We start from the raw sequence: 12,671 nt of genomic DNA, 5'->3' as shown, positions 1-12,671 counted from the left end.
AGCAGCGGTGATATCTCGCGATTCTGATGGCGGACCGGACGGGACTCGAACCCGCGACCTCCGGCGTGACAGGCCGGCATTCTAACCAACTGAACTACCGGTCCACTTCAGAACAACTCAACATCGGGCGCATGACAAACGAGAATGGCGGACCGGACGGGACTCGAACCCGCGACCTCCGGCGTGACAGGCCGGCATTCTAACCAACTGAACTACCGGTCCACGACAAACGCTTGCTTCTGCTAACGAACCAGGCCATTTAATCAAGTAACGCTTTGAAAAGCAATGACTTTTTTCAAATGGTGGGTGGTACTGGGTTCGAACCAGTGACCCCCAGCTTGTAAGGCTGGTGCTCTACCAACTGAGCTAACCACCCCTGTCTCGTTGGCGCTGCATTCTACGGAATCCGGCCCATGAGTCAATACTTTTTTTACGCGCAATTTCAGCAATCGCCCGCGACAGAGTATTGATAAGACAGGACTTTCCCGCTGCATCTTGCCTGCAGGCCAGTAAACATCAGCGTTGCGTCATCATTCTGACATGCCGCTGTCGCCATCGAAGGCCTGGGTAATGCCCCTCGAATAATGATGATTCACTGCCGCTTTCCACCCAATGCCGGGTGATGGGCCAAGGCCTGCGCCGCACGCGAAATCAGTCCTTCACGAGTCTCGCCACTCACTTTTCGTGGTTTGAAATCATGTTCGCCATCATTCAGCCAATGCAAGGTGAGGCTTTCCGGCAACGGATATGCCGTCACTTCCTCTCGAGTGCCGAAGGGATCGCGGCTGCCCTGACAGATCACACCCGCCATCGGGATAGCCGGCAGATGGTCGATGCGCAACTTGTCGGGCTTGCCCGTGGGATGGAAGGGATAGCCCAGCGCGTACCACCCGACCGGCAACGGCGCATGCGCCGCCTGGGCCAATTCCACCAGCAGATGAGAGGCCACACGACTGCCCATCGACTTGCCGCCAACCAGCCAGGGCAGCGTCCGCAAGCAGTCGACGTCTGCCACACACGCCATCAGCGCCTGACACCAGCGCGCCATCTCCTCGATCAGCCCGGGCAGCCGGGGTGGCGGTCTGCGGCGACGCTCGCAGCGCATCCTGACGAGATAGCTGAAATCGAATGCCAGGCATGCCATGTCATGCGCCAGGCAGGCAGCAGCGAACCGTTGATGGAAGTCGGTCTCACGCCCGGCACCGGCACCATGGGCATGCAACAGCAGGGCACGCTCAGGACGTCCATGGATCTCAAGCGGGCCCAGTTCCGCCAACCAGCCTCGCCACGGCCCTCGCGCTGTCAGCGCGTCGTGGGACATGGTCTGGCGAGCAGCAAGCTCCGAGGCGACGTCGACCAGGCTGGCGACACGAAAGCCTTCCTCTGCGTAAGGGCTGGGAACCTCGGCCGTATTGGACGCATTGACATCTTCGTCCGATGATGAAGTGACGGCGGGCAAGCGAAATTCTCCTGTTGATCTCGTACGGCTCGCGCCAGACAACGCTGGAACCGATGAAGGGTAAACGCTGCATTCCAGCGCGAGGGATGGCCTGTCAGTCGGCCATGGTCGCGCGTGATATCGGTCAGCGCCAGCCCTGCCGCCCTGAACAGTGGCGTCGGTGATATGGCTGCTCCCGCAGCGCCGCTTCCAGCACCGTCGCCACCAGCACTGCGCTTTCGCCCACTGCCGACGAGGTCGTGATATGCGTACAGCTCTTGAGGCTTCGGCCTGCCAACCCCGCGTGAACCATCATCATCACGTAAGCCATGATTTCGCTCGCATGGCCGTCATCTGGGGCCTGCTCAGCCTCTGTCTGGCCGTATGGCTCAACCTCATCTGGCTATGGCCCTCGCTGGGGCCGGAAGTGTCCTGGCTGAGCTACGGCCGCCTCGCCCCCTTGCAGCACCACCTGCTGCTCTACGGTCTGGGCGGCTCGGCAGTGATCGCCGGTGGTTACTCCATCGCCATGCACAGCGTCCTGCAACGCGAATCACGCACGGACGCCGAGACGGCGATACCGGATATCGCACTGCCCCCTTTCACGCTCAAGCTGATGCATTCCACCTTCCTCGGCTGGCAGGCCGTGGTCGCGCTCGGCGCACTGGCGATTGTCGCAGGCTACTCCTCGAGCCAGTACATGGCCGAAGCCCCCTGGCTCGTCGATCTACTGATGACCCTCGTCTGGCTGGCCGTGGCGTGGGTCTTCTTCACGGTACTGGAACAGCGCACGCTGCGCCGCCTGCCGGTGGCCTGCTGGTACTTCATCGCCGGCATGATGCTGGTGTTGATGCAGCATGTGCTGATCTCGCTCAGCGTGCCGATCGGCCTGCTTGAATCGATACCGCTCTTCACGGGCAGCCTCGAGGCACTGATTCAGCGCTGGCAGGCCGGGCCACTCCCCGGCGGCATGTTCGCATTCGGCCTCATTGCCTTGCTCCATCACATGGTGATGAGCCGCTCGCGGCGGCCGCTCCACTCGCATCGGCTGGCGACCACCAGCTTCTGGATGCTGGTGCTGCTGGTGACATGGGGAGGTGCTCCGCTGCTGTTCGCGAGCGCCCTGCCAGCCTGGAGTCAGACGCTGGGCATGGCGATGGGCCTCCTGCTGCTGGCACCGGGGCTGGCACTCAGCCTCAATGGCCTGATGACACTCAAGGAGGATTGGCACTCATTGCGCCGGGATCCGCTGATCTGCCTGCTGGCGGCAGCTCTGGTCAGCTTCGCCCTTGCGGTTCTTGAATACAGCCTGCTGTCACTGCCGACCCTCAATGCCCTGGCCTTCAGTGCCACCAACAGCCTGTCGCCGGCAGCAAGCCTGGGGGTGGTCGCGACAGTCGCCATCGTGATGGCCTATCACCTGCTGCCCCCGATGCGCTCCCTCGCGCTGCTCAAGACCCATGCCCTGCTGGCCATCATCGGCACCCTGCTGTGCATTGCCGCCAGCTGGGCCACCACGCTGCTTCAAGGCAGCATGTGGCATGTGCTGGCAGATGACGGCAGACCGCTATACACCCTGAGCGAGGTGCTGGAAGCGGCCCGCATGCCGATGATGATCTCGCTGGGCGGGCTCGCCTGCTGGGCGCTCGGCATGCTGCTGATGCTCCTCAACGTGATGCGCACCCTGGCTGTCCACAAGAGCGAACGGCAAGCCGCTCATGAGCGCCAGCTCCCGAAGTCCGGCTCGCGGAAGACATCATCACAGCCTGCCATACACCCTGCATCACCCTCTGCCACGCCCCCTGCCACATCCTCGGGAGGGCACTACGCATGAGACATGTCCTGCTCGAACGTCACGCCGGCCTGATGACGGCACTATGCCTGCTCACCATGAGCCTCGGCGCCCTCGCCCAGCTGGTGCCGCTTGGAGCTCACCCCAGTCTCGCCAGCGCGCCCGAAGACCTCAAACCGCTGAGCGCCCTGGCGCTGGAGGGTCAGCGCATCTATCAACGCGAGGGCTGTCAGCAGTGCCACACACGCATGGTGCGCTATCTACCGGGCGACACGGCGCGCCACGGCGATGCGACGACCACCCGGGCACGCTTCTACGACCGCCCTTCGCTGTGGGGCGTCGAGCGCTGGGGGACGGATTTGAGCCAGCTGCCTGCGCAGCATGACGATGCCTGGCAGCGCCTGCATCTGCATGACCCGCGCAGTCAGGTGCCGGGTTCGGCGATGCCTGCCTACCCGTGGCTGTTCGAGCGGGCGTTGAGCGGCGAAGGTATCGCGGCACGCATGCGAGCCCTGCAAGGCCTGGGCGTACCCTACGCGGAAGACGAGATTCTCGCCGCCCCCAATGACGTGCGTGGCACTGCCGAAATCACGGCTCTGCTCGCCTACCTGCAGCAGGCCGCCCCTGCGAGCGACACCGCCAGCCGTAGCCCATGACAGCCCCCCTCAGGAGACACGACATGAATCTGCTGGAGACAACTGGCCTCCCCCTGTTCTGGAATCTCTGGGTGCTGGCCCTCACGCTGGGCAGCCTGGTGTTGTTCGCCATGCTGGCGCTGGGCAGTCTTTCGCGCGCTGACAGCGACGAGCGCGAAGGCGATGGCCCCATGCAGGAACATCGCATCAACGGCATACGTCAGCCTGACACACCAGCGCCACGTGCCTGGGGCATTCTGGCACTGGCGACGCTGGCCGCCGCGCTGATCCTGCTGCTCGGCGCAGCTGGCTGAGCCCAGATGGCCAGCGACGGATGACCAGCGACTGATGCCTGAGTGCTGGTCACTGCATACTGACTCGCGCCTTCGGCTGAGGCAGGTCGTCGCGGTATGGTCACGCGGGGTCAACCAGGCCTAAAGTTCACACACCTTGCAACGCCCATGGGTTGGGCAGGATAATGAATTAACAAAATCTAATATTATGGCGTCACGGAATGCGCTGCCTCGGCCGATGAGCGCTCAGACTCTGTCCGCTCGATACACTGCGGCTCAGCAGTGCAGCGGCGGGCGACAAGGCCCCGCCCCACCGTTCGTTGCGCCCGAAAGACCCCTCCCGCTGCCCTACCCCAGGGGTAGCGGTGACATTCCTCAGGAGAGTCACCATGACGGCCAATGCACAGGCATCACACCGCTTGCGCGCCCATGAAGCCCGCTGCCAGACATGTTCGCTGAGTTCACTGTGCCTGCCACTGGCACTGAACATGGAAGATATCGACCAGTTTGACGCCATCATCCGCCGTCGCGCGCCACTCAGAAAAGGGGAAGTCCTCTTCACCCAGGGCGATGCCTTCGATTGCGTCTTCACGGTGCGCTCCGGAAGCCTCAAGCAGATCACCAATGAAAACAGCGGTACGGAGCAGCTGACCGGCTTCTACCTGCCCAGCGAGCTGGCCGGACTCGATGCCATCGACAGCAATTGCTATCCCGGCACCGCGGTGGCGCTGGAGACCACCACCGTCTGCGAGATTCCCTTCGACCGACTCAATGCGCTCTCGGAGCAGATGCCTGAGCTGAGAACCCAGCTGTTCAAGAGCCTGAGCAAGGAATTGCACGAAGATCGCCGCATGATGATGCTGCTGTCACGCAAGACAGCCGATGAGCGGCTGGCGAGCTTCCTGGTCAACCTGTCACAGCGCTTCCGTCGCCGAGGCTATTCGCCATACAGCTTCCGCCTCTCGATGGCACGCGCCGATATCGGCAACTATCTGGGACTGGCCGTCGAAACCATCAGCCGCATCCTGACCCGCTTCCAGACCCAGGGGCTGGTCGACATTCGTGCCCGCGAGGTGCATATCCTGCATCTGGATGGCCTGATCGAGCTGGCCGAGGGCGAGTGTCAGGGCGGTCGCTGATGACGCCTGCTGACAGCACATCACGCGGTGCGACACTGCGCTGATCTACCGCCGGACGCCATGTCGGCCCCACACAAGGCAGAGGCCAGTCGTCAGTCATCGAAACAGTTCGACAACCCAGACAGCCCTGACGACAGAGCGTGTCTCGGCCGCTCAAGCCCCGCTGGCAATCAGCGGTTCTCGAGGCGGTTATAGTCCAGCAGGCCCGCTTCGACAGGGCGATCAGCATAGTTGACGCGCAGCACGCTGTCGGAGAACTGCCAGAAGCGCGGATCAGTCCGGCGCACTCCGATATCGGCCTGCAGGGCGCGGTAGTCCTCTTCGGTCTCGAGTGCCGCCACCCGCTCTGCCAGCCCCGTCAGAGTGTCAGGCGTCAATCGCCAGAAGGCATTCGGGTAATCGCCCGCCACGCCACGCAAGACATCGAGAGTGTCTTCCTCAGGACGGCGGTTTTCCTCCTCATCGAACAGACTGGTGATGTTGGCGTGGGCGGAATTGCGCAGCACGCTGTAAAGGCGTGGCGAGTCATCAGTGCCATCCTCCAGCGCGACGATCGTCACCTCCGGCATCAGGCTGGCCGAGACTCCCTGCACCGCAGCGAGGGCCTGCAGCTCATGTCGCACATGCTCATCCTCGACATTGCTCAGACTGCGCTCATGCCCGAGTTCCGGCGCGAGGCGCTCCTGCATGCGCCGCATCAGGCCAAGGCGGGCCTGATCCGGCGACGAGAGTTCCTGCGGTGTCCAGACAATGTCACTGGGCGCATCGAACTGCGGCGGTTTCTTGAACAGCAGCCCCCCAAGCCCCGGGCTCACGTCGCGATACCAGCTATCATGCACCGCCTGGCGCTCGCCCGCCGGCAACAGCACCAACAGGTTGTTCTCGCCCTCCATGCGCAGGAAGTCCATGTACAGGCGAGTGACCAGCTGATGCCCGAGATTGCCGTAGACATCGAATCCGGCGACCAGCAGGTAGTGGATACGCTCCAGCATCGGGTAATCGATGATCCAGCCCGTCTTGGGTACGCCACCGACCAGCCCCTTCATTACCGCCGCATTGTCGAAGTGACGATAGATGGTCAGGGCCGCGTTGGGGTTGCGCCCCTGCCCGGGGCCGTCGGCCCAGCCGCTGCCGTCCCACATCACTCGCGTATCCAGGCGCAGGTCACCATCGCGATAGGCCTGGGACATCAGACGCTGTTTGGCCTTGAGATAGGCGGTCTGCTTGCTCTCGAACTTGACCCAGGAGCTGATAGGCAACGCGTTGCTGCTTTGCTCGGCGGGCAAACTGAGGTTCTTTCCTTCCTCGGCCAGGGTGCGCTCCACTTCCGGGTGACTGAACATCTTCGGATCAGTGAAACCGACCCAGAAGTGATCATTGATCACATCCACCGCGACCTGCCCGCGACAGACCGGCCCCTTGATGAAGCCCATGATGGTGTTCTGCGACTCATCCAGCATGAAGCGATAGCGTGACTCGGCCGGAATGGCCTCGAAGGTCAGGAAAGGATTCGAGGCCGTCTTGAGGTCGTAATCCGGCAGGTCATTCACGGGGTAATCCGGCGTCAGGAACAGCGCCTGCCAACGTTTGAAGCGAGCATCATTGAGTGCATAGGGCAGATGATTCTTGGCCAGGATCGTCGCGCGCTCCTGCCACAGACGGTAATAGACCCGCGGCCGCCCGGCGTCATCGTGGGGCATGCTCGCGCGTTCATCGCCGGTATAGGAGGCGTAGGGTGGGTCGTAGGGACGGCGCGTGGAGATGCGCTTGATCGGCTCGCCCGGCGGGGTGCTGGAACGCACCAGCTTGAAGAAGATCGGCCGTCCATCCGCGCCCTTGATGCCCGGGAAATACACATGGCTCAGGAAGAGATGCTCGTAGATATAGCGATTCATCAGGCGCTGCTTGAGGCTGTCGCCATTGAAGAAGCGCTCGGCCTGCTCGATGTGCGGCATCAGCGCCTGGGGCAGCGGCGCCGGGCCCGTCATCGCGCCACCCTTGGCCAGCCAGTTCACCAGCGTGCGGTGCTCTTCATCACTGACCTGTGGCAGGGCGTAGGGCATACCCCAGTCAGGATGGTCTTCGGCGAACTTGTCGTAGCCCTCGACGGGGGCACATACCTGACTGCGATTGAGCGACAGGTCGAAACGGTCTTCCGGCAGCCGGCCATCTTCCGTCACCGGCAGCGGCGCCTTGCGCTTCTGGCTGAGCGCACGGAACAGCACACTGCCCTCCAGATTGGCGGCCGGAGAGTCGAAGCGCTCATTGAGCACCGGCGAGAAGTCCATGCTGCGCCACTGCTCAGTGGTGTCCGCGTCCTCGAACATGCGCGTCAGATTGGCCGCCAGCAAGCGCGTGCCATCGTAGACCGGCGCCGGATTCATGCCGCGATCGATCCCGGCGGCCGATGACATCTTGAGCTGACAGGGAGCGTCGTAGCAGCCATGACAGACCACGCAGCGCGTCTCAATCACCGGCTTTACCTCATCCTCCCACTGACGCCCGGCAAGGCTGTCGTGAGACACCACCCGCTCACGCGGTGACGCGGGGCCGAAACGCTCATCGAGCTGATGAATCGCGACGGCACTGCAGCCCCCCAACAATAGAACGAGCACGATGCTCCAGCGCCAGCGCGGTATGCGCCACAGGCGTCGAAGTAGGTCCGGCATGGGGAACTCCAGCAAGAGGAAGGGATATCGGCAATCGGGCAGATGATGGCGAAAGCGTACCATAAGCATGCTCACTAATTCGGCAAGACTGCCTTTCCAAGCATAGTGAACAATGATGTCAGATTTTTTTGGCGCTACCGCATCCAACTTTATTTTGACGGCGTATGACGTCATGACCCGCCTGAACGAGCTGTCTGACGCAGCGGGTGCCACGATGTTCCTGATCCATAATTCAAAAAATACGGGCCCTGCCCGATAGGAAGCCATCATGACCATGAAGAAGACCGTTACTGCTGCCACCTTCGCCGCCGCTGCCGCCGCGCTGTTCTCCACTGCCGCTCTGACCTCGTTGCCGGTGCACGCCGGTGACAATGCCGTGAAATGCTCCGGCATCAACTCCTGCAAGGGCACCTCCGAATGCGCGACCGCCAACAGCGCCTGCAAGGGCCACAACGCCTGCAAGGGCCAGGGCTGGTCGTACACTGCCAGCGCTGAATCCTGTGTCGGCGAAGGTGGTAGTGTCGTCGAGGGTTGATCCTCAGACGCCTCTGGCGAATTACCGACGGGAGGACGGCACACCGTCCTCCCGTTCCTGATTCTGGCTCTGATTCTGTTTCTGTCTGAGAGCCTTGGCGAGTGTCTTTCAGCCCTCCTGACTCGCCATCTGCCTCGCCCTTTTCCGCGCCCTCTGCCTTCGCTCAGAAGAGGACTCACACATGACGACAGCGGTCACCACTCGCCTGCCCACACCCGCCAGCGCCGGCATCGGTCAGGGGCTGGGCCTGCGCCCCGAGTACTACCACGAGATTCTGACGACGCTGCCGGATATCGACTGGTTCGAAGCCATCAGCGAGAACTACATGGGACACGGCGCCAGCGAATCCGGCGGCATGAGGGGAGGCGGATTGAGCGCCGGTGGCAAGCCACTTCATCATCTCGAGCGAGTCCGCGAGCACTACCCCATCGCCTTGCATGGCGTCTCGCTATCCATCGGCGGCAGCCATCCTGTCGACAGCCGTTACCTGCGCGAACTGCGCGCCTTGTGCGAGCGCATCGAACCGCTGTGGGTCTCCGACCACCTGTGCTGGACGCGTACCGGCGCGCATCAGTTCCATGACCTGCTGCCGCTGCCCTACACCGATGCCACCATCGACCACCTGGCCGAGCGCATCGATCAGGTCCAGAACGCGCTCGGCCGTCAGTTATTGCTGGAAAATGTCTCCAGCTACCTGACCTGGCGCCCTGACGAGATGAGCGAGTGGGAGTTCCTGGCCGAGGTCAGCCGCCGTGCCGACTGCCTGATCCTGCTCGACCTGAACAACATCATCGTCTCGAGCCACAATCATGGCTTCGATCCGCTGACCTATCTGGACGCCATGCCGGCAGAGCGCGTCTGGCAGCACCATCTGGCCGGGCATGTCCGGCAGGAAGTCTCCGGCGGCGAGCTGTGCATCGACACCCATGACCAGCCCGTCCCGGACGCCGTATGGACACTATATGATGCCGCGCGGGAGCGCTTCGGCGATGTCGCCACCATGATCGAGCGCGACGACAACTTCCCGCCGTGGTCAGAATTGATGCAGGAGTATGCCGAGCTGCGCCGACGCAGTGGTCGTCCGCTGGCGGATGCCGCGCGCACGGGCCAGACGGCAGACCACGGAGGGCTGCGCGCATGACGCAAGCGAGCCCCGCAGGCGGTGCTGATCGCAGCGCCTTGGCGCAGCTGCAGGAGACCACGGGCGCCTACCTCGCGACACCTGGCCCTGGCACCCGCAACGCGGCGGCCGAGTCCGTCATCAGTGATCAGCTTGCCAGCGCCGAGGAGCGCCTCGGCATCTACGCGATGGCCTATCGGCTGCGGCTCTTCGAGGTCTTCGGCGGGGATTTCGAGGCCGTGCACACCCTGATCGGCGATGACGCCTTCGGGCTGCTGTGTCGTGACTACCTCGCGGCCCACCCGCCGAGTCATTATTCGATTCGCTGGGCAGGCCAGCATTTCCCGGCCTTCGTCGAGGCGCGCGAACCCGAGCGTTCCCTGGTGACCGAGATGGCCGCCTTCGAGTGGGCATTGGGGCTGGCGCTGGATGTGGTGGACAGCACCCCGCTGAGTGTCGAGACCCTGCAGACACTGGCCCCCGAGGAGTGGCCAGAGCTGGCCCTGGCGGCGCATCCTTCCCTCAAGCATTTCTCGTTCCACTTCGATACGCCGGCCATCTGGAAGGCCATCGACAACGATGAGCCGCCACGCGCGCCGGTCGAGTCCGACACGCCCACGCCCTGGATCGTCTGGCGCCAGCCCACCGCTGGCGCGCCCGAGGTGCACTATCGCTCTCTCGATGCACTGGAAGACCTGGCTCTCGGCGCCATCCTCGCGGCCGGAGACAAGGGCCTGAGCTTCGGCCGGCTCGGTGAGCTGCTGACGCCGCAGGTGGGGGCAGAGCAAGCCCCGGGCGTGGCGATCAACCTGCTGGTGCAGTGGCTCGCCGCCGGTCTGCTGATCAGGCCCTGACGCCAGACATCCGTGTGCCCGACGCCACGCCGGACATGACAGCCAGCGGCGAAAGCCGGACAATACACGCCGACCCTCATTGCGATGGTCGGCTTTCGTCTTCCTGCTGCCGTGATGCCCATGCCCTCTTCTCCTTATGCTCCGCACTCCGACGCGCCGACGGCGCCTCAGACACCTGCGACGATGGCGGACGCCACGCCCACGCCTCTCGAGGCCGAGTCTGCTGAGATAACCGAGCCTGTTGAGCTGACTGAACCCGCCGAGCCACTCGACATCCTGTTCCAGGATGAGGTGCTGGTGGTGGTTCACAAGCCATCGGGCTTGCTGGTACACCGCAGCCCCATCGACAAGCACGAGACCGAGTTTCTGCTTCAGCGCCTGCGCGACCAGATAGGTCAGCATGTCTTCCCCGTGCATCGCCTCGATCGCCCCACATCAGGGCTGATGGTGTTCGGCCTCTCGCCCCAGGCGGCGCGCAAGCTGAGCACCGCCTTCGAGGAGCAGCAGGTCAGCAAGCGCTATCTGGCGATAGTGCGCGGCGTCGCGCCCGAGCAACAACGCCTCGATTACGGTCTGCGCAAGGAAGATGGCAAGCTGCCCAAGGCCGAGATGCCGGAGCAGGAAGCCATCACCGACACGCGCCGCCTGGCACAGGTCGAGCTGCCCATCGCCATCGACCGCTACCCGCAGTCGCGCTTCTCGCTGGTCGAGGCCCGTCCGTTGACCGGCCGCCGCCATCAGATTCGCCGTCACCTGTCACGCCGTGGCTACCCGATCATCGGCGACGCCAAGCATGGCAAGGGCAACTACAATCGCTACTTCGCCACGACACTGGAATGCCCCCGCCTGCTGTTGGCGGCTGTCGGGCTCGAGCTTCCCCATCCCGAGGGCGGCTGGCTGAGCCTGTCATGCCCGCCAGAAGGGGCCTACGCGGCAGTGATGGAGCGCTTCGGCTGGCTGGGCCATCTGCCCGAACGCTACGCTGAACATCTGGCAGAGCGCCCGAGCAGACATTGGCTCGATGCGACCGCCGGCGACCTGGCTGACTGAGCGTGCCCCTGCCGATTGCCACCCGTTCCCCCGAGATTCGCGAGCTGCGCATGACCACCTCTTCCGACACCCCGGGCTCGACCGACATGAGCCCAGAACAGCAGAGCTCTGAAAATAAAAGCTCTGAAAACAAAAGTTCTGAAAGCCAAAGCTCTGAAGAACAGAGCCCTGACCGCAAGCCCGCAGGCGAGCCGTCGACCCACGACAGCACGCCCTCCGCCAGCGAACGGATGCTGGAAAGCTTCTTTGCGGCCGGCGCTGCCAGCCAGGCCCCTGCAGAAGACGACTACGACTTCCGCTTCGGCGGCATCCGTCGCCTCTACGGTGCCAGCGCCTTCGCCCACTTCCGCCACGCGCATGTCGCGGTGATCGGTGTCGGCGGCGTCGGCAGCTGGAGCGCCGAGGCACTGGCTCGCTCCGGCATCGGCGAGATGACGCTGATCGATCTCGATGATGTCTGCGTGTCCAACGTCAATCGTCAGCTGCATGCGCTGGATGGCCAGATCGGCCGACCCAAGGTCGAGGTGCTGGCCGAGCGCTGCCAGCTGATTGCGCCGCAGATGAAGATCCACGCCATCTCGGCCTTCGTCACGCCGGACAACCTCGCTGAGCTGATCCACGACGACCTCGATCACGTCATCGACGCCATCGACAGCGTGCCCGCCAAGACGGCGCTGATCGCCTGGTGCAAGCGGCGCAAGCTGGGCCTGACCGTGACGGGCGGCGCCGGCGGCCAGCTCGATCCGACACGCATCCAGATCGGTGATCTTGCCCGCACCGAGCAGGACCCGCTGCTGGCGCGCGTTCGCTCACTGCTGCGTCGCGACTACAATTTCAGTCGCAACCTGAAGCGCCGATTCGATGTCGAGTGCGTCTATTCCGACGAGCAGCTGACCTACCCCGGCGCCGACGGCGAGGTGTGTGCCACCAAGCCCGGCGACAGCGCCACGCGCCTGGATTGCGCTGGCGGCTTCGGTGCGGCCACCTTCGTCACCGGCAGCTTCGGCTTCACCGCCGCTGCCCGTGCGCTGGCGCGCATCGCACGCCGCGGTGCCAAGGCCACGCCTGCCGCCGATGACACCTCTGTGGCTGATGACGCCCAGGCGCCGAATGCTGCCGACTGATACGCCTGCTTCTCGCTGTTGG

Annotated in this window: 11 protein-coding genes and 3 tRNA genes; 9 read left to right on the top strand and 5 right to left on the bottom strand. The window is 63.7% G+C overall.

Translation table 11 applies throughout. The features are described from left to right. Positions 1 to 27 precede the first annotated feature (27 nt). The 4 genes from AC5WNI_RS01615 to AC5WNI_RS01600 all read right to left on the bottom strand — a co-directional run bounded on the left by AC5WNI_RS01615 (position 28) and on the right by AC5WNI_RS01600 (position 1,459). Positions 28 to 104: transfer RNA gene (locus AC5WNI_RS01615), tRNA-Asp, on the bottom strand. 41 nt (positions 105 to 145) lie between these two features. Then, positions 146 to 222, bottom strand: a tRNA-Asp gene (locus AC5WNI_RS01610). 78 nt (positions 223 to 300) lie between these two features. Then, a tRNA-Val gene (locus tag AC5WNI_RS01605) sits at positions 301 to 376 on the bottom strand. Between the two features lie 216 nt (positions 377 to 592). After that, positions 593 to 1,459: an alpha/beta family hydrolase gene (locus AC5WNI_RS01600; RefSeq protein WP_487885866.1), complete on the bottom strand. Its 867-nt coding sequence runs from the start codon at positions 1,457 to 1,459 to the stop codon at positions 593 to 595. Between the two features lie 322 nt (positions 1,460 to 1,781). Here AC5WNI_RS01600 and AC5WNI_RS01595 point away from each other — a divergent pair, with 322 nt between their 5' ends. The 4 genes from AC5WNI_RS01595 to fnr all read left to right on the top strand — a co-directional run bounded on the left by AC5WNI_RS01595 (position 1,782) and on the right by fnr (position 5,297). Beyond that, the gene (locus tag AC5WNI_RS01595) at positions 1,782 to 3,272 is read left to right on the top strand and encodes a cbb3-type cytochrome c oxidase subunit I (RefSeq protein ID WP_487885865.1); all 1,491 of its coding nucleotides are present in this window, start codon (positions 1,782 to 1,784) and stop codon (positions 3,270 to 3,272) included. Beyond that, complete coding sequence (locus tag AC5WNI_RS01590; RefSeq protein WP_175090008.1) at positions 3,269 to 3,886, top strand: cbb3-type cytochrome c oxidase subunit II; 618 nt, start codon at positions 3,269 to 3,271, stop codon at positions 3,884 to 3,886. Before AC5WNI_RS01595 ends, AC5WNI_RS01590 begins: the two co-directional genes overlap by 4 nt. A gap of 23 nt (positions 3,887 to 3,909) precedes the next feature. Further along, entirely contained in the window at positions 3,910 to 4,179 is a 270-nt protein-coding gene (locus tag AC5WNI_RS01585; RefSeq protein WP_175090010.1) for a hypothetical protein, read from the top strand. Between the two features lie 368 nt (positions 4,180 to 4,547). Next, the gene (gene fnr, locus AC5WNI_RS01580) at positions 4,548 to 5,297 is read left to right on the top strand and encodes a fumarate/nitrate reduction transcriptional regulator Fnr (RefSeq protein ID WP_175090012.1); all 750 of its coding nucleotides are present in this window, start codon (positions 4,548 to 4,550) and stop codon (positions 5,295 to 5,297) included. A gap of 170 nt (positions 5,298 to 5,467) precedes the next feature. Here fnr and AC5WNI_RS01575 read toward each other — a convergent pair whose 3' ends face one another. Further along, positions 5,468 to 7,966, bottom strand: coding sequence for a fatty acid cis/trans isomerase (locus AC5WNI_RS01575; protein WP_487885864.1), 2,499 nt, complete (start codon positions 7,964 to 7,966; stop codon positions 5,468 to 5,470). Between the two features lie 268 nt (positions 7,967 to 8,234). Here AC5WNI_RS01575 and bufA2 point away from each other — a divergent pair, with 268 nt between their 5' ends. The 5 genes from bufA2 (at position 8,235) to tcdA (ending at position 12,649) form a co-directional block, all read left to right on the top strand. Beyond that, complete coding sequence (gene bufA2, locus AC5WNI_RS01570; protein ID WP_487885863.1) at positions 8,235 to 8,501, top strand: BufA2 family periplasmic bufferin-type metallophore; 267 nt, start codon at positions 8,235 to 8,237, stop codon at positions 8,499 to 8,501. A 181-nt stretch (positions 8,502 to 8,682) separates the two neighbouring features. Then, positions 8,683 to 9,642: an MNIO family bufferin maturase gene (gene bufB, locus AC5WNI_RS01565; protein ID WP_487885862.1), complete on the top strand. Its 960-nt coding sequence runs from the start codon at positions 8,683 to 8,685 to the stop codon at positions 9,640 to 9,642. Next, entirely contained in the window at positions 9,639 to 10,475 is an 837-nt protein-coding gene (locus tag AC5WNI_RS01560) for an HvfC/BufC N-terminal domain-containing protein (protein WP_175090017.1), read from the top strand. The genes bufB and AC5WNI_RS01560 overlap by 4 nt, the downstream gene beginning before the upstream one ends. Before the next feature lie 120 nt (positions 10,476 to 10,595). Further along, positions 10,596 to 11,525, top strand: a complete 930-nt coding sequence (locus tag AC5WNI_RS01555; RefSeq protein WP_254627114.1) for a pseudouridine synthase — start codon at positions 10,596 to 10,598, stop codon at positions 11,523 to 11,525. Positions 11,526 to 11,755: 230 nt separating this feature from the next. After that, positions 11,756 to 12,649 (top strand): tRNA cyclic N6-threonylcarbamoyladenosine(37) synthase TcdA, encoded by an 894-nt coding sequence (gene tcdA, locus AC5WNI_RS01550; protein ID WP_175090077.1) that lies wholly within the window; start codon positions 11,756 to 11,758, stop codon positions 12,647 to 12,649. Positions 12,650 to 12,671 lie beyond the last annotated feature (22 nt).

The organism is Cobetia sp. PDI-12MA (assembly GCF_059507695.1).
The sequence above is the reverse complement of the archived record's forward strand: the minus strand, read 5'-3'. Positions and strand labels throughout refer to the sequence as shown.

Bases quoted from the DNA above. Each gene is read 5' to 3' on its own strand.
- AC5WNI_RS01595 (WP_487885865.1), top strand. From the start codon at position 1,782: ATGGCCGTCATCTGGGGCCTGCTCAGCCTCTGTCTGGCCGTATGGCTC.
- AC5WNI_RS01590 (WP_175090008.1), top strand. From the start codon at position 3,269: ATGAGACATGTCCTGCTCGAACGTCACGCCGGCCTGATGACGGCACTA.
- AC5WNI_RS01585 (WP_175090010.1), top strand. From the start codon at position 3,910: ATGAATCTGCTGGAGACAACTGGCCTCCCCCTGTTCTGGAATCTCTGG.
- fnr (WP_175090012.1), top strand. From the start codon at position 4,548: ATGACGGCCAATGCACAGGCATCACACCGCTTGCGCGCCCATGAAGCC.
- AC5WNI_RS01575 (WP_487885864.1), bottom strand. From the start codon at position 7,966: ATGCCGGACCTACTTCGACGCCTGTGGCGCATACCGCGCTGGCGCTGG.
- bufA2 (WP_487885863.1), top strand. From the start codon at position 8,235: ATGACCATGAAGAAGACCGTTACTGCTGCCACCTTCGCCGCCGCTGCC.
- bufB (WP_487885862.1), top strand. From the start codon at position 8,683: ATGACGACAGCGGTCACCACTCGCCTGCCCACACCCGCCAGCGCCGGC.
- AC5WNI_RS01560 (WP_175090017.1), top strand. From the start codon at position 9,639: ATGACGCAAGCGAGCCCCGCAGGCGGTGCTGATCGCAGCGCCTTGGCG.
- AC5WNI_RS01555 (WP_254627114.1), top strand. From the start codon at position 10,596: ATGCCCTCTTCTCCTTATGCTCCGCACTCCGACGCGCCGACGGCGCCT.
- tcdA (WP_175090077.1), top strand. From the start codon at position 11,756: ATGCTGGAAAGCTTCTTTGCGGCCGGCGCTGCCAGCCAGGCCCCTGCA.